The sequence below is a fragment of the Anaerotalea alkaliphila genome (assembly GCF_010179735.1).
Taxonomy (GTDB): domain Bacteria; phylum Bacillota; class Clostridia; order Lachnospirales; family Vallitaleaceae; genus Anaerotalea; species Anaerotalea alkaliphila.
Window position 1 is genome coordinate 1 of record NZ_JAAEEH010000017.1, and the last position, 16662, is coordinate 16662.

General features: G+C 59.3%; 15 protein-coding genes and 1 other annotated feature. All 15 genes read left to right on the top strand.

What is annotated here, in order from left to right:
- Nucleotides 1-282: 282 nt before the first annotated feature.
- The 15 genes from GXN74_RS07425 to GXN74_RS07495 all read left to right on the top strand — a co-directional run bounded on the left by GXN74_RS07425 (nt 283) and on the right by GXN74_RS07495 (nt 16648).
- Nucleotides 283-921, top strand: coding sequence for a redox-sensing transcriptional repressor Rex (locus GXN74_RS07425; protein ID WP_162370303.1), 639 nt, complete (start codon nt 283-285; stop codon nt 919-921).
- Between the two features lie 69 nt (nt 922-990).
- A complete protein-coding gene (gene acpS, locus GXN74_RS07430) occupies nt 991-1368 on the top strand; it encodes a holo-ACP synthase (protein WP_162370304.1) in 378 nt (125 codons plus the stop codon).
- Nucleotides 1368-2930 (top strand): NAD(P)H-hydrate dehydratase, encoded by a 1563-nt coding sequence (locus GXN74_RS07435; protein ID WP_162370305.1) that lies wholly within the window; start codon nt 1368-1370, stop codon nt 2928-2930. Before acpS ends, GXN74_RS07435 begins: the two co-directional genes overlap by 1 nt.
- Before the next feature lie 9 nt (nt 2931-2939).
- On the top strand, nt 2940-4097 hold the full coding sequence (alr, locus tag GXN74_RS07440) for an alanine racemase (protein WP_162370306.1): 1158 nt from the start codon (nt 2940-2942) through the stop codon (nt 4095-4097).
- Between the two features lie 27 nt (nt 4098-4124).
- Nucleotides 4125-5486, top strand: a complete 1362-nt coding sequence (locus GXN74_RS07445; protein WP_162370307.1) for an MATE family efflux transporter — start codon at nt 4125-4127, stop codon at nt 5484-5486.
- Nucleotides 5487-5575: 89 nt separating this feature from the next.
- Nucleotides 5576-6307, top strand: coding sequence for a YebC/PmpR family DNA-binding transcriptional regulator (locus GXN74_RS07450; protein ID WP_162370308.1), 732 nt, complete (start codon nt 5576-5578; stop codon nt 6305-6307).
- Between the two features lie 56 nt (nt 6308-6363).
- A complete protein-coding gene (gene ligA, locus GXN74_RS07455) occupies nt 6364-8346 on the top strand; it encodes an NAD-dependent DNA ligase LigA (protein WP_162370309.1) in 1983 nt (660 codons plus the stop codon).
- Between the two features lie 45 nt (nt 8347-8391).
- On the top strand, nt 8392-8679 hold the full coding sequence (gene gatC / locus GXN74_RS07460) for an Asp-tRNA(Asn)/Glu-tRNA(Gln) amidotransferase subunit GatC (RefSeq protein WP_162370310.1): 288 nt from the start codon (nt 8392-8394) through the stop codon (nt 8677-8679).
- 17 nt (nt 8680-8696) lie between these two features.
- The gene (gene gatA / locus GXN74_RS07465) at nt 8697-10157 is read left to right on the top strand and encodes an Asp-tRNA(Asn)/Glu-tRNA(Gln) amidotransferase subunit GatA (RefSeq protein ID WP_162370311.1); all 1461 of its coding nucleotides are present in this window, start codon (nt 8697-8699) and stop codon (nt 10155-10157) included.
- Between the two features lie 10 nt (nt 10158-10167).
- Nucleotides 10168-11610: an Asp-tRNA(Asn)/Glu-tRNA(Gln) amidotransferase subunit GatB gene (gatB, locus tag GXN74_RS07470; RefSeq protein WP_162370312.1), complete on the top strand. Its 1443-nt coding sequence runs from the start codon at nt 10168-10170 to the stop codon at nt 11608-11610.
- 101 nt (nt 11611-11711) lie between these two features.
- The gene (locus GXN74_RS07475) at nt 11712-11873 is read left to right on the top strand and encodes a CDIF630_02480 family spore surface protein (RefSeq protein WP_162370313.1); all 162 of its coding nucleotides are present in this window, start codon (nt 11712-11714) and stop codon (nt 11871-11873) included.
- A 215-nt stretch (nt 11874-12088) separates the two neighbouring features.
- Nucleotides 12089-13174 carry an aspartate-semialdehyde dehydrogenase gene (asd, locus tag GXN74_RS07480; RefSeq protein ID WP_162370353.1) on the top strand — a complete coding sequence of 362 codons (1086 nt, stop codon included), beginning with the start codon at nt 12089-12091 and terminating at the stop codon, nt 13172-13174.
- A gap of 54 nt (nt 13175-13228) precedes the next feature.
- Nucleotides 13229-13475 (top strand) — a binding site (T-box leader).
- A gap of 53 nt (nt 13476-13528) precedes the next feature.
- On the top strand, nt 13529-15181 hold the full coding sequence (gene ilvB, locus GXN74_RS07485) for a biosynthetic-type acetolactate synthase large subunit (protein ID WP_162370314.1): 1653 nt from the start codon (nt 13529-13531) through the stop codon (nt 15179-15181).
- A 77-nt stretch (nt 15182-15258) separates the two neighbouring features.
- Nucleotides 15259-16182: a homoserine O-acetyltransferase MetA gene (metA, locus tag GXN74_RS07490; RefSeq protein ID WP_162370315.1), complete on the top strand. Its 924-nt coding sequence runs from the start codon at nt 15259-15261 to the stop codon at nt 16180-16182.
- A 16-nt stretch (nt 16183-16198) separates the two neighbouring features.
- Nucleotides 16199-16648, top strand: a complete 450-nt coding sequence (locus GXN74_RS07495) for a signal peptidase II (protein WP_162370316.1) — start codon at nt 16199-16201, stop codon at nt 16646-16648.
- Nucleotides 16649-16662 lie beyond the last annotated feature (14 nt).

A 16662-nucleotide genomic window follows, 5' to 3' on the forward strand; every position in this document is an offset into this window, starting at 1 on the left:
GATCACCGGCTAACATCCGCGAGTTGGTACAATCGTGAAGAACCACATTTGGAGCAACTGGAGTTCGTCTCTAGTTGCTCTTTTTTGATTGCTCCAAATGTGATACTTCACTTATGAATTATAGCACGACCAGGCGGTTTTTGAAAGTTCCAACCCCTTTTTCCGGGGGATTTTGAAAAAGAGAAGGCTTTAATTGACATTTATTTCACACGCAGATATAATAAAGTAAATATGGAAATGACAGTCAACACCAATAGAAGAACCAAGATCGGGGGCAAAAAAATGTCGGACAAGAAAATTTCATCAGCGGTCATCAAAAGATTGCCCAGGTATTACCGCTATTTGGGAGAGTTGCTGGAAAATGACGTGGTAAGGATTTCCTCAAAGGAGCTCAGCGAGAGGATGCACGTGACCGCATCCCAAATCCGTCAGGACTTGAACAATTTCGGCGGGTTCGGACAGCAAGGCTACGGATACAATGTGGAGCATCTGCACAAGGAAATAGAAAAGATCCTGGGACTGGAGAAGACCTACAATGTCATCATCGTAGGTGTGGGTAACCTGGGACAGGCCTTGGCCAACTACATCGATTTTGAGAGGAAGGGATTTGTGATCATCGGCCTCTTCGACGTGAACCCCCGCCTGGTGGGAATGACCGTGCGGGGGATTGAAGTCAAGGACATCGACGAGATGGAGGCCTTCGTTCGGGAGAATACGGTGGACATCGCCGTGCTGACCCTGCCGAAGGCCAAAGCCCCCAAGGTGGCGACGGACATCGTGTCCTACGGTGTGAAGGGGATCTGGAACTTCGCCCCCATCGACCTGCAGCTCCGGGATGCGGATGCTACCGTGGAGAACGTCCACCTTTCGGAGAGCCTCATGACACTGAGCTACCGCCTGAGCAACACGGACATGGAATGATCGAGGAAAGAGCGTAGGGCTGCGCTCTTTTCTTATTGTCCGAAATCATGTAAAATGGAGGGGTGCCTTATGATAATAGGAATCGGCACGGACCTGGTGGAAGTGGACAGGATGGAGAAGGCCGCGTCCCGGAAGAACTTTATGGAGAGCTACTTCACCGCTAGGGAACGGGAGCTTTTCGGGAGGCGCAATTGGAAAATCCAGACCATCGCCGGGAATTTTGCCGTGAAGGAAGCTGTCTCCAAGGCCTTGGGTACGGGAATCGGGAACGTGCGGCTGGTGGATGTGGAGGTCTTGCGGGACAGCCTGGGGAAGCCGGTTGTCCATCTGCACGGGTATGCGAAAAGCCATGCCCAGGCGCTGGGGGTGGACCGGATCCATGCCAGCATTTCCCACACCGGACAGCAGGCCATGGCGTTCGTTGTAGCAGAAGGGGGTGGCATGTGATGTATGCGTTGGATAGCGCACAGATACGGGCATTGGACCAGGAGACCATACAAGTGTTGGGGTTGCCCTCCGTGGTCCTGATGGACCAGGCCGCCCAGGCGGTGGCCCATCAGGTAATGGTTTGGGCGGACCGGAGCCGGAGGGACCGGAGGGGGACGGAAACGGTGGTCCTGTGCGGACCGGGGAACAATGGGGGGGACGGATTCTGCGCCGCCAGGCACCTGTTTTTGGAAGGGATGCCTGTCAGGGTTTTCCTGGTGGGCGGGAAGGATAAGATGACCCGGGACGCCAGGGTTTTCCACGACCACGCGCTGTGCCTGGGGGTACAGGTGGCGGAACTGGAGGAGGGCGGTGCCGCGTGGGACAGCCTGGGGCAGGCGCTTAAGCATGCCGACGTGGTGGTGGACGCCCTCTTCGGGATCGGTCTGAGCCGGCCGCCGGGAGGGGCGTTCGCCCGGGCCATCCGGGAGATGAACGGATGTGGCGCCTACAGGATTGCCGTGGACGTGCCCTCCGGCGTGGATGCGGACACGGGAGAGGTGCCGGGAATCTGCCTGCAGGCGGATGAGACGGTCACTTTCTGCATGCCCAAAAAGGGGATCCTGTTTTTCCCTGGAGCGGGAATGGCGGGAAAGGTGGAGGTGGCGCCCATCGGGATCCCTCCCTTCCTGGTGGAAAGGCTGGAGGGCAAGCTCCGGGTCCTGGACGGGTCCGCAGGCGCCTGGCTGCCCAAGAGGCCCAGGGATGCCCACAAGGGAAGCTGCGGCCGGGTGCTGGTGGTCGCCGGATCCCCGGGGATGCCGGGAGCGGCGGTCCTGGCCGCAAAAGCCGCCTGCCGGAGCGGAGCCGGACTGGTAAAGCTGTTCATGGACCGTTCCATTAGGGATGTGGTCCACATGTCCATTCCGGAGGTCCTTGGTACCTCCTATGACAGGGCGGAGGGGCTCGATTCCGGAGTGCTCCAGGAACTGGAGGAGGCATTGGGCTGGGCGGATGCGGTGCTGGCCGGTCCGGGACTGTCCCTGGACCCCTTCGCCGAAGGCCTGGTGCGCCAAGTGCTGGAAAAATCCAGGATACCAGTGGTGCTGGATGCGGACGCGCTGACCCTGGCCGCACGGAATCCGGATTGGCTAAGGGACAGGAAGGCCCCCGTGGTGCTCACCCCCCATGTGGGGGAGATGGCAAGGCTTTCGGGGATGTCCGGAGACGACGTAGCCCGGAGGATGGAGGCCACTGCCCGGGAGTATGCCCGTGCCCAAGGGGCAGTGATGGTCCTGAAGAGCGCCCGGACGGTGGTGGCGGACCCCCGGGGGGAAACCTGCCTGAGCTTGGGGGGCAACAACGGCATGGCCACCGCCGGTTCGGGGGACGTGCTGGCAGGCTTGGTGGCCGGACTTTTGGGCCAAGGGGCGGAACCCTTCGGCGGGGCCTGTCTGGGCGTCCATCTCCACGGCCTGGCGGGGGACCTGGCCAGGGATGCCCTAGGGGAGCGGAGCCTCCTCGCCACGGACCTGCTTTCCCACCTGCCCCAGGCCATGAAAAGAATATCGGAAGAAATGTGAGGAATCGTGATGAACCACCATAGGGTCTATGCGGAAATAAATTTGGACAACATCGTCCACAACCTGGGGCAGATCAAGGCCCATGTGCGTCCCGGATGCAAGGTGATGGGCGTCATCAAGGCGGACGGATACGGCCATGGGGCCATGGCGGTGGCCAATGTCCTGATGGAAGAGGGGGTGGACTATCTGGGGGTGGCCATGATCCACGAAGCGGTGGCCCTGCGCAAGTACAAGGTCCACCTGCCCATCCTGGTGCTTGGATACACGGTGGAAGAACACCTGCCTGACCTTGTGAAGTACGACATCATCCAGACGGTCTTCACCTACGGGATGGCGGAAAAGATCTCCCGCACCGCCGTGTCCATGAACAAGAAGGCGGTGATCCACCTGAAGGTGGACAGCGGCATGGGCAGGATCGGCTTCCTGCCGGACGCCTCCTCCCTGGAGGAGATCAAGCGGATCGCAGCCCTTCCCAATCTGGTCATCGAAGGGATCTTCACCCATTTTGCCAAGGCGGACGCCAGGGACAAAAGCTTCACCCTCCGGCAAAAAGAGGTTTTCGAAAACTTCCTCCAGGCCCTGGAAGAGGAGGGTGTCCGTATCCCCCTCCGGCATGCGTCCAACAGCGCCGGCGCCATGGAAGTGGAGGAAGCCCACTACGAACTGGTGCGTACGGGAATCGCCCTGTACGGGCTCTATCCTTCGGAGGAGGTGGACAGCGGGGTTCTGGACCTGAAACCGGCCCTTTCCCTGGTCAGCAGCGTGATTTTCGTGAAGGAGGTGGAAGCGGGGACGCCCATCAGCTACGGCGGGGACTTCGTCACCAGCAGGAGGACCAAGGTGGCCACCATCCCGGTGGGGTATGGGGACGGATACGCCCGTTCCCTGTCCTCCAAGGGAAGGGTGCTGATCCGCGGGGCCTACGCGCCCATCCTGGGGAGGGTCTGCATGGACCAGTTCATGGTGGATGTGACGGAAATCCCGGGCGTCGTGGAACGGGACGAGGCCGTCCTGATCGGCTCCAGGGGGGGGAACTCCATCACGGTGGAGGAGGTGGCCGCCCACATGCAGACCATCAATTACGAGGTCGTCTGCCAGATCGGGAAGAGGGTGCCGCGGGTCTTCCTCCGGCAGGGCAAACCCTTGTTTTCGATCGATTATTTCTAGGGAAATGGGAAAAAAGGAAGGAAAACCATGGAAAATAAAGGATTTTACAGGAAGCTGCTGGCCATCGCCATGCCGGTGGCGTTCCAGAATCTGATAACCTCTTTTGTGAACACCATCGACGTGTTCATGATCAGCTCCCTGGGGAGCGAATCCATTTCCGGCGTGGGGATCGCCAACCGGGTGTTTTTCCTGCTCCATCTCTTCCTCTTCGGGACGGCCAGCGGGTCCGCCATCCTGACCGCCCAGTTCTGGGGGGCGGGGGATGTGAAGAGCATCCGCAAGGCCCTGGGCATAAGCCTCACCCTGGGCATGGGTGGTGCGGCCCTATTCACCTTGGGGGCGGTGGCTTTTCCGGAATTCATCCTGGGGCTTTTCACCCGGGAGGCCGGGGTGGTCGCGGAAGGCGCAGGCTATCTGCGGATCGTGGGGGTCAGCTACGGATTCACGGCGGTGGCGTTCGCCTACATGTTCGTCCTGCGGAGCACCGGCGTGGTCAAGCTGCCGGTGGTGGTCACCGTCATAGCGGTGGTCCTGAACACCTTCTTCAACTATGTGCTGATTTTCGGGCATTTCGGCGCCCCCCGGCTGGGCGTCCAGGGGGCGGCGTACGCCACCGTGGCCGCCCGGGCCTTCGAATGCCTTCTCCTGCTGCATCTGAGCTACCGCTTCGCCTTTCCCACAGCGGGAAAAATCAGGGAGTTGTTTTCCTATTCCATGGAGTTTTTCCTGAAATACGTGAAAATCGTGCTGCCTGTAGTGGCGAACGAGCTGGCCTGGGCCCTGGGGGTGACCATGTATGCGGTGGTGTTCGGACGGATGGGCAAGGAGGTCATGGCCTCCATGACGATCACCCAGACCGTGGAGCAGTTCGCGTTCGTGTTGGCCTTCGGGGTCGCAAACGCCAGCGGGGTCATCCTGGGGAACTCCCTGGGGGCGGACCGGAAGGACGAGGCCATGGCCTACGCCAAGCGCTTCCTGAAGATCGGGGCAAGCATCGGCCTGGGCATGGGAGCCTTCATGTACCTTGCGGCCCCCTGGGTCACGGGAATCTTTAGGATAGAACCCCTGGTGGCCACCTACGTGCTGGGGACCTTGCGGGTGTTCAGCCTGTTCATGTTCTTCAAGGTGATGAACCTGGTGGCCATCGTAGGCATCCTGCGCAGCGGTGGGGACACCGCCTACACCATGCTGCTGGATGTGTTGGGCGTATGGGTGGTTGCGGTTCCCCTTGCCTTCTTCAGCGGTCTTGTGCTGGGCTTGGACATCCGGGTGGTGTACGCCCTGATCATGGTGGAGGAAGTCCTAAAGGTTGGATTCGCCATCCACAGGACCGTTTCCGGCAAGTGGCTCAAGAATCTGGCCAGCGACCCGGTGCATGCCCAGGTCTGACCGCGTGGGAAGCATGCGGTCCTTGCGGAACGGTGCAAATGATGGTAGAATATGGAAGAAAAATTTTCGAGCATTAAAGGAGCGATTCGATGTCAGGACATTCCAAGTTTGCAAACATCAAACATAAAAAGGAAAGAACGGATGTCCAGAGGGGCAAGATTTTCACCAAGCTGGGAAGGGAACTGGCGGTGGCGGTGAAGATGGGGGGCTCGGACCCTTCCACGAACACGAAGCTGAAGGACGTGGTGGCCAAGGCGAAGGCCAGCAACATGCCCAACGACACCATCGCCAGAAGCATCAAGAAGGCTGCCGGGGAACTGGATTCGGTGAACTACGAGACCATCGTCTATGAAGGCTATGGAATCAACGGCATCGCCGTCATCGTGGAGTGCCTCACGGACAACAAGAACCGCACCGCCGCCAATGTGCGACACGCCTTTTCCAAGAACGGCGGGAACATGGGAACCACGGGCTGCGTCTCCTTCCTTTTCGACCGGAAGGGGGAGATTGTGTTGGAGCGGAACGAGGACCTGGACGAGGACGCGGTCATGATGGCCGCCATAGAGGCCGGAGCAGAGGATGTCTACAGCGAGGAGGAGGGCCTGGAGGTCGTCACGGCGGTGGAGGATTTTTCCGCAGTCGTGGAGGCGGTGGAAGCGTTGGGGATAACCCCCATTTCCGCGGAAATCACCATGATCCCCCAGACCACCACAGACCTGGAAGATCCGGATGACCGGAAGAAGATGCGGAAAATCCTGGACCAGCTGGAAGACGACGACGACGTGCAGAACGTTTTCACCAATTGGGGCAACGAAGAATAAACAACGCAGGGCTGTCCAAGGGCAGCCTTTTTTGCAGGAAGGCAGGAAGAAGACCCATGGATGCGGATACCAAGAAGAGGATGTCGTGGCTCGTCAAGACCCTGAACCATGCGCTGCAGGAGTACCACCAGCACGACAGCGAGGTCATGTCCAACTACGAGTACGACCTGCTGTATGACGAGCTGCTGGAGCTGGAAAACCGGACCGGCCAGGTCCTGGCGGGCAGTCCCACCCAGAAGGTGGGGTATGCCGTGTCGGAATCCCTGCCCAAGGAAAGGCACGAAACCCCCATGCTTTCCCTGGACAAGACAAAGGACAGGGAAGCCCTGAAGGCCTGGCTGAAGGACCAGGAGGGGCTGCTCTCCTATAAGCTGGACGGCCTCACCATCGTGCTGACCTTCGAAGGGGGTGCCCTTGCCAAGGCGGTGACCAGAGGCAACGGGACCATCGGGGAAGTGGTGACAGGAAACGCCAGGACCTTCATCAACCTGCCCCTGCGGATCCCCTTCCAGGGGAAGCTGGTGGTCCGGGGGGAAGCGGTGATCGCCTACGGGGATTTCGAAAAGATCAACAGGAAGCTGCCCGTGGAAGCCCATTACAAGAACCCCCGGAACCTCTGCAGCGGCAGCATCCGGCAGTTGAACAGCCAAGTCACCGCGGAGCGGATGGTCAGATTCTACGGGTTCGAATTGGTGGACGCCCACGGGGAGGGCTTCACCCGCAGGGAAGACCAGCTGCATTTCCTGGAAAAGCAGGGGATTGAGACGGTGCCCTACAGGAAGGTGGTGGCGGAGGACCTGGAGGAGGCTTTGGACCGCTTTGCGGTGGACGCCAAGACCCATGAGATCGGTTCGGACGGACTGGTGCTGGCCTTCAACGACCTGGCGTACGGGACCGGTCTGGGAAGCACCTCCCGGTTCCCCAAACACTCCATCGCCTTCAAGTGGGAGGACGAAGTCCGGGAGACCACCTTGCAGGACATCGAATGGAGCGCCTCCAGGACGGGCCTCCTGAACCCCATCGCCCTCTTCGAACCCGTGGACCTGGAGGGAAGCAGGGTGGGAAGGGCGAGCCTCCACAACGTGAGCGTTCTGGAAGGGTTGGCGCTGGGACTGGGGGACCGGATCCTGGTGTACAAGGCCAACATGATCATTCCCCAAATCGCCGCCAACCTGACGAGGAGCGGTGGGGCCCCCCTGCCGGAGGCATGTCCCGTATGCGGTGGGGAAACCAGGATCCGGCAGGAGGGGGATGTCAGGGTCCTGACCTGCCCGAATGCCCTGTGCCCGGCCAAGCAGGTGAAGGCCTTCGCCCATTTCGTCTCCAGGGACGCGTTGAATGTGGAAGGGCTCAGCCAGGCGACGGTGGAGAAATTGGTACAGAAGGGGTTGGTCCAGGAGTATGCCGACTTCTTCCGGCTGGAGCCCTACGCCGACCAGATCCGGGAGCTGGAGGGGTTCGGGGAAAAGTCCTGCAGGAACCTGCTGGATGCCCTGGAGAAGGCCAGGAAGGTGCCGCTCCCCAACTTCCTCTATGCGTTGGGCATCCCCCATGTGGGCTTGAACAACGCGAAGCTGCTGGCAAAGCGCTTCAGGGGAAGCCTGGAAGCAATCCTGAAGGCTGACCTGGGGGACCTGGGGGCCATCGACGGCTTCGGACAGGTCCGCGCGGAAGCCGTCCACGGCTATTTCCATGACCCGGACAAGATGGCCAGGGTGGAACGGGTGCTGGAATTCCTGGAGCTGGAGGCGGAGGCGGAAGTTCCGGAGGCCGGGGAAGAAGCCAGCCCCCTGGCGGGGATGGCCTTCGTCATCACGGGAAGCCTGGAGCGCTTCAAGAACCGGAAGGAGCTGGAAGGGCTGATCGAGTCCCTGGGAGGCAAGGTCACGGGAAGCGTCACCAAAAAAACCGATTATCTGTTGAACAACGACACCCTGTCCGCTTCCGGCAAGAACAAGAAGGCCAAGGAGCTGGGAATACCAATCCTTTCGGAAGGGGACTTCCTGGAACGGTGGGTTCACAAAAATGGGGCCGTATGATAGAATGAGCATATTGCCAAGGTGTTGGAACAAGGAGGAACGACTTTGAAGATTACGAGAGAAGAAGTGGAAAGGGTGGCCCATCTGGCCAGACTCAACCTTACAGAGAAGGAAAAGGAACAGATGACCAGGGACATGGAGGCCATCATCGGATTTGCGGATCAGATCAACAGCTGCGACATCCACGACGTGAAACCCACAGCCCATATCATTCCCATCAACAATGTCTTCCGTGAGGACGTGGTGGTTGCCTCCATGGACCGGGAGCAGCTGCTGGAGAACGCCCCCAACCAGGAACAAGGTTGCTTCAGCGTGCCACAGGTTGTGGAATAAGGAAAAGGAGAAACGGCATGTCATATTACGATAAGACCGCCCATGCGTTGGCGGACCTTCTGGCGAAAAAAGAGGCCAGCAGTGTGGAAATAACAAAAAGTTGCCTGGAACGGATCGACATGGTGGATCCGAAGGTGAACGCATATATCACAGTGGATGCGGAAGGGGCCCTGGCGCAGGCCGCCAAGGCGGACGAGGCCAGAACCGCGGGGGAGGCCGTGCATCCCCTGGCAGGGGTGCCCATCGCGGTCAAGGACAACATCTGCACCAAAGGGCTTGCGACCACCTGCGCGTCCAGGATGCTGGAGCATTTCGTGCCGCCCTACGACGCCTTCGTGACGAGGCGGATCAGGGAGGCGGGCATGGTCATCTTGGGCAAGCTGAACATGGATGAGTTCGCCATGGGGTCCTCAACAGAGAATTCCAGCTTCTTCCAGACGAAGAACCCATGGAACCTGGACTATGTGCCCGGTGGAAGTTCCGGCGGGTCCGCGGCCTGCGTGGCCGCGGACATGGCGCCCCTGGCCCTGGGGTCGGACACCGGCGGATCCATCCGCCAGCCCGCCCATTATTGCGGGGTCGTGGGGATGAAACCGACCTATGGGAGGGTTTCCAGATACGGCCTGGTGGCCTTTGCCTCCTCCCTGGACCAGATCGGCCCGCTCACCAAGGATGTAAGGGATGCCGCACTGGCATTGAACCTGATCTGCGGCCATGATCCCATGGATTCCAGTTCGGCCCCTCTGGAGGTGCCGGACTTCACCGCAAGCCTCGGCCAGGATGTGGCTGGGATGCGCATCGCCCTGCCCAGAGCCTTCATGGGGGAAGGCATCCAGAGGGAGGTCAAGGAAGCGGTGCTTGCGGCAGCGGCCCGGTTCGAGGCCATGGGCGCCGTTGTGGAGGAAGTGGACCTGACCATGACGGACATGGCGCTTCCCGCCTACTACCTGATCTCCTCCGCGGAAGCGTCCTCCAACCTGGCCCGCTTCGACGGCATCAAGTACGGCCATAGGGCCAAATCCTACGACAACCTGCTGGACCTCTACAAGCAGACCAGGGAGGAAGGCTTCGGAACGGAAGTGAAACGCCGCATCATGCTGGGCACCTACGCCCTGAGCTCCGGCTACTACGACGCCTACTACAAGAAGGCACAGCAGGTGAGGACCCTGATCAAGGGCGGGTTCGACGAGATTTTTGCGGCCTACGACCTGATCCTCACCCCCACCGGCCCCACCACAGCCTTCAAGCTGGGCGCCAAAACGGCCGATCCGGTTGCCATGTACCTGAACGACATCTGCACGGTACCGGTGAACATCGCAGGGCTGCCGGCCATTTCCATGAACTGCGGTTTCGACGACCTGGGCCTGCCCATCGGCTTGCAGCTGGTTGGAAAGGCCTTCGACGAGCACAGCATCCTGAAGGCGGCGGACGCCTACGAAAAAGCGGGCGGATTGTCCCTGGACAAGCCCAGGTTATAGGAGGAGCAACATGGCATACCAAGATTACGAGATCGTCATCGGACTGGAAGTCCATTCCGAGTTGAAAACACATACGAAAATCTTCTGCGGCTGCACCACCGCCTTCGGAGGGGACCCCAACACCCATTGCTGCCCCATCTGCACAGGAATGCCGGGGACCTTGCCGGTGCTCAACGGGAAGGTGGTGGAGTACGCCATCCGGGCGGGTCTGGCCACCAACTGCAAGATCAACCAGTTCAGCAAGCAGGACAGGAAGAACTACTTCTATCCGGACCTGCCCAAGGCCTACCAGGTATCCCAGTACGACCTTCCCCTCTGTTACGAGGGCGCGGTGGACATCGAGCTGGGGGATGGGGTGAAGACCATCGGCATCACCCGGATCCACATCGAGGAGGATGCGGGAAAGCTCCTCCACGGGTCCGGAGAAGGCACCCTGGTGGACTACAACCGCTGCGGCGTTCCCTTGATCGAGATCGTCACGGAGCCCGACCTGCGGTCTCCGGAAGAGGTCCGGATTTTCATGGAGAAGCTTCGGACCATCCTCCTGTATTCGGACGTGTCGGATTGCAGGATGAACGAGGGGTCCCTCCGTTGCGACGTGAACCTCTCGGTCCGGAAGAAAGGTGCCAAGGAATTCGGAACCCGGACGGAGATGAAGAACATCAACTCCTTCAATTTCGCGACAAAAGCCGCGGAATACGAAGCCAAGCGCCAGATCAAGGTGCTGGAGGAGGGGGGGACCATCATCCAGGAGACCCGCCGCTGGGACGAGGAAAGGGGAATGACCGTTTCCATGCGCAGCAAGGAGGAGGCCCACGACTACAGGTACTTCCCGGAGCCGGACCTGATGCCCATCGTCACCACGGACGGGACGCTGGAAACCATCCGGAAGAGCCTTCCGGAGATGCCGGATGCCAGAAAATCCAGGTATCTGGAGAAGTACCAGCTGACCGCCTATGATGCGGACCTGATCGTGGCCTCCAGGAACATGGCGGACTTCTTCGAGACGGCGGCGGTGGCCTCCAAGAACCCCAAGCTGGTGGCGAACTGGATCATCTCGGAAGTCTTCAGCCGACTGAACGAAGACCAGAAGGAAGAAGGGGCCATCCCCTTCGGGCCGGACATGCTGGCGAAACTGGTGAACCTCATCGAGGGGGGGACCATCAGCAACAGCATCGGCAAGAAGGTGTTCGCCATCCTCTGGGATACGGGAAAGGATCCGGAAACCATCGTGCGGGAGGAAGGGCTGACACAGATCAGCGACGACTCCGCCCTAAGGGCCATGGCGCTGGAAGTGATCGCCGGCAACCCCAAGCCGGTGGCGGATTACCAAGGCGGCAAGGAAGCGGCCATCCAGTCTTTGGTGGGACAGATGATGAAGCGGACCAAGGGCAAGGCGAACCCCAAGATGGTCCTGGACCTTCTCAAGGAACTGCTGGCGGGACAACGCTAAAAAAACATTGACAATCCCTTCCGGTTCGGTCATAATAAAAACAAATACAAGAATAGAGAAAAATAATCCAAATATTCTGTAAAATGCAAGGAGGAAATCCTATGAGCGAAAAGGAAAAGAAATTGGATAGCGCGGTTCTTGGAACCGGCAAGACGGAAGCGTGGGCGGATGCTGAAAGCGTCGATCCCGACACCCATGTAGCGGTACCCAAGGAAGAAGCCATGGAGCGGGCCAAGGAATGGGTAGATGACAACGAAAAATAGACAAGGCGCACACTCCCGGACAGGAAACTGTTCCGGGAGTGTTTATTTTCGTGGGAAAGTTCGTCCAGGAAATTCGGACAAAAAGGTGGTTGCCTCCGGTGCCGGGCAACTTCCCAGGTATGCTTAAAAGAACTTGCTTTTGAAAATGAACTATGATAAAATACGCCTAGAAAAGACAAATGTATTTATAACAAAAACAGTTGAAGAGGTGCATGATGGATCAAAAGTTGAAAGTTGGAATCATTGGCGCGACCGGCATGGTCGGCCAGCGTTTTATCACATTGCTGCATGACCATCCCTGGTTTGAGGTCGTCTGCCTGGCGGCCAGCCCCCGTTCCGCGGGCAAGACCTACAGGGAAGCCTTGGACGGCCGCTGGTCCCAGGAGATGGAGCTGCCCAAAGAGGTGGCGTCCATGGTGGTCCTGGATGCCATGGAAGTGGAGAAGGTGGCTGGCCAGGTGGACTTCGTCTTCTGTGCCGTGGACATGGACAAGGAAGCGACCAAGAAGCTGGAGGAGGACTATGCCAAGGCGGAGGTTCCCGTGGTGTCCAACAACTCCGCCCACCGTTGGACCAAGGACGTGCCCATGGTGATTCCGGAAATCAACAACGGACATATCGAAATCATCGCCTCCCAGAAGAAGCGCCTTGGCACCAGCAGGGGATTCATCGCCGTCAAGCCCAACTGCTCCATCCAGAGCTATGTCCCCGCCTTGAGCGCACTGCAGTCCTTCGGACCCAAGGAAGTCCTGGCCTGCACCTACCAGGCGATTTCCGGCGCCGGAAAGACCTTCGAGACCTGGCCGGAGATGCTGGACAACGTGATCCCCTACATCGGAGGGGAAGAGGAGAAGAGCGAAAAGGAGCCGTTGAAGATCTGGGGGTCCATCCAGGGGGATGAAATCGTGCCGGCGACCCTGCCCGTGATTTCCGCCCAGTGCATCCGGGTGCCGGTGGCGGACGGCCATATGGCGGCTGTGTTCGTGGAATTCGAGGAAAAGCCGTCGAAAGAGGAAATCCTCAAGGCCTGGGCGGAGTTCGCGGGAAGACCCCAGGAACTGGGACTGCCCAGCGCCCCCAGGCAGTTCCTCCGGTACATGGAAGAGGACAACCGTCCCCAGACCCGTCTGGACAGGAACTACGAGAAGGGCATGGGCATCACCGTAGGCAGGTTGCGGGAAGACCACATCTACGACTACAAGTTCGTCTGCCTGTCCCACAACACGGTCCGTGGAGCTGCAGGCGGCGCCGTGCTGATTGCGGAGCTGCTCACCGCGGAAGGCCATATCGGCGCGAAATAGTGCTTGACAGAACAGGGTAAATCCATTATCATTTAAAAAAAGAAATTCCATAAACCAAATGCAATGAAAAGGAAGAGTACTGGGTGCACCGAAATCCAGAGAGGGGATGTTGCTGGGAATTCCCCATGAGGACGCACAGGAAGGTAGCCTTTGAGCAGTGGATTGAAATGGCGCCCGCCAGAGTAGACCCCACCGGATGCCCACCGTTACAGGGGCGGTCGTATCGGAGAATTCCCGTACGATGCAGAGTGTGCGCAAGCAAACATAGGTGGTACCGCGGAGACAACCCTTCGTCCTATACAGGACGAGGGGTTTTTATGATTTCCGGAAGCGGATGGATAAAGGAGGAAAAAGATGAAACTGAATGGAGCCCAAATCGTAATCGAATGCCTGCGGGAACAGGGAGTGGATACAATCTTCGGATATCCGGGGGCGGCAACAATCAACATCTACGACGAGCTGTACAGGAACGAGGACTGGCTGACCCATGTGCTCACCTCCCACGAGCAGGGGGCGGCCCACGCCGCCGACGGCTATGCCCGCGCAACCGGAAAAGTGGGGGTGGTGCTGGCCACCTCCGGTCCGGGCGCGACCAACCTTGTGACAGGGATCGCCACAGCCTATATGGATTCCGTTCCCATGGTCGCCATCACAGGAAACGTGACCCTGGCCCAGCTGGGAAAGGACAGCTTCCAGGAAGTGGACATCTTCGGCATCACCACACCGGTGGTCAAGCACAACTATATGGTCAAGGACATCCGGGAGCTGGCCCCCGCCCTGCGGGAAGCCTTCCAGATTGCCCGGAGCGGCCGTCCGGGTCCCGTGCTGGTGGACATCCCCAAAGACATCACCGTGGAGGAGACGGAATACGCACCCCATCGGCCTGTGTTCGATGTGAAGCGGCCGGTGGAGCATATCGACCCCGTGGTGCTGGAGCTTATCCGGGAAGCCAAAAAGCCCATGATCCTGGCGGGTGGCGGGGTCATCCGTTCCGGAGCCTCCCGGTCCCTCCAGGCCTTTGCGGAGAAGGTCCAGGCGGCGGTGGCCTGCACCCTCATGGGGATCGGCTGCATGCCCTATGACCATCCGCTCTATACGGGAAACATCGGCATGCATGGGTCCATGATCTCCAACATCAGCATCAACGAGTGCGACCTGCTGATTTCTGTGGGCGCCCGCTTCAGCGACCGGGTCATCGGCAAGGAGGGGAGTTTTGCGGCAAACGCCAGGAAGCTGCACTTCGACATCGACCCTGCGGAGGTCAACAAAAACGTGCTGGTGGACGGCCATGTGGTGGGGGACATCGACGAGATACTGAAGACCCTCCTTCCCCTGGTGGAGCAGAAGGACAACAGCCCCTGGCTGGCCCAGATCAACGAGCTGCGTCTGGAGAACAGCCATACCTACGACGAGGACGTGCTTTCCGTGCCGACGATCCTGAAGCGGATTGCAGCCCTTGGGTCGCCGGAGGACATCGTGGTCACGGACGTGGGCCAGCACCAGATGTGGACCGCGCAACATTACCCCTTTATGAAGCCCAACAAGTTCCTCACCTCCGGAGGCTTGGGGACCATGGGGTATGGCCTGGGAGCCGCCATCGGAGCCCAGTGGGCCTTCCGGGAAAACCGGGTGGTCATGATCACAGGGGACGGTTCCTTCCGGATGAACTTCAATGAGATCATCACCGCCGTCCGGAACAAGCTGCCCATCAAAATCTTCGTCATGAACAACTACGCCCTGGGCATGGTGCGTCAGTGGCAGAACCTGTTCTACGACGACCGGTTTTCGGCCACCAATTTCGACGACGACATCGATTACGTGGGCTTCGCCCGGTCCATGGGCGCCGACGGGTTCGTCATCCGGAATGTGGGGGAACTGGACGATGTGGTCCGGCAGGCCTTCGCCTCGCCCAAGGTCTGCGTGGTGAACTGCATAGTGGAGCAGGGAAGCAACGTCTATCCCATGGTGCCTCCGGGAAAAGCCATCCATGAGGCGATCAGCAAATAGAATTGAATTCACGGGTGAACGGGTGTATAATACATGGGAATCATCCGTTCATTCCATATTACGCAAGGGAGAGTGCCATGCCCATTAAAATCGACAGGAATCTGCCGGCCAAGCAGATTCTGGAACAGGAAAACATTTTTGTGATGGACGAGGACAGGGCTGTCTCCCAAGACATCCGTCCGCTGAAGATCGCCATCCTGAACCTGATGCCGCTGAAGCAGCAGACGGAAACCCAGCTCCTCAGGATGCTGAGCAACACCCCGTTGCAGGTGGAGGTCACCCTGCTGACACCCAAGTCCTACAAGGCGAAGAACACGCCGGAAGAACATATGAGCAGCTTCTACACCACCTTCGATTCGGTCAAGGACCATAAGTACGACGGCTTCATCATCACCGGAGCCCCGGTGGAGAACATGGCATTCGAGGACGTGATCTACTGGAAGGAACTGACCGAAATCATGGACTGGACCAGGAAGCACGTCACGTCCACCTTCCACATCTGCTGGGGGGCCCAGGCGGGGCTGTACCACCATTACGGAATCCGAAAGGTGCCCCTGGACCGGAAGATGTTCGGTGTTTTCAAGCACCATGTGGTGGTGGAGCACCACAACCTCCTCCGGGGGTTCGACCATGAGTTCATGGCACCCCATTCCAGGCACACCACCGTCCTCGCGGAGGACATCATCGCCCATCCGGAGCTGGAGCTCCTGTCCGTATCTCCGGAGGCGGGGGTCTACATCGCCATGTCCAAGGACGGGAAGCAGGTCTTCGTCACCGGGCATTCGGAATACGACCCCCTGACCCTTTACCAGGAGTACATGCGGGATAAGGAAAAGGGGTTGCCCATCGACATCCCCAAGAACTATTTCCCCCAAAACGACCCCAGCCTGACCCCGGAGTCGACCTGGAAAAGCCATGCCCATCTGTTGTATGCGAACTGGCTGAACTACTATGTGTACCAGGTCACCCCGTATCTGATCGATACCGTAGGCGACGATTGAAGAAGGGGGGATGGCGGTGAAGGAATTGCTTGCTGTGCCTGTCCTCTGGGGGTTGGACCGGTGCCTGAAAAAACTGGCGGTGGAACGGCTGGAGGGCAGGACGGTTTCCTGCTGCAGGGACAGGGTGCGCTTCTCCCTGGTCCGCAATGAGGGAGCCTTCCTGGGGTTCCTCAAGGAGAGGAAGGGGATGCTGCTGCTGCTGAACCTGTTCCTGTTCCAATGGATGCTTCTGTTCCTCCTGCCCCTGGCCCGTGCTTCGAAGGCCAAGGGAGTGAAATGGGGCGTCTCCCTGCTTCTGGGCGGCGGCTTGGGCAACCTGTGGGACCGGATCCGGGGAAGGGCCGTGGTGGACTACATCGCCTTCGCTCCCCGGTTCAAGGTCCACTTCAATCTTGCGGACTTCGCCATTTTCGCAGGAGGGATTCTGGTGTCCCTGGGAAGGCTGGAAGAAGCGGAACACAGATGAAAAGGCATGGAGCC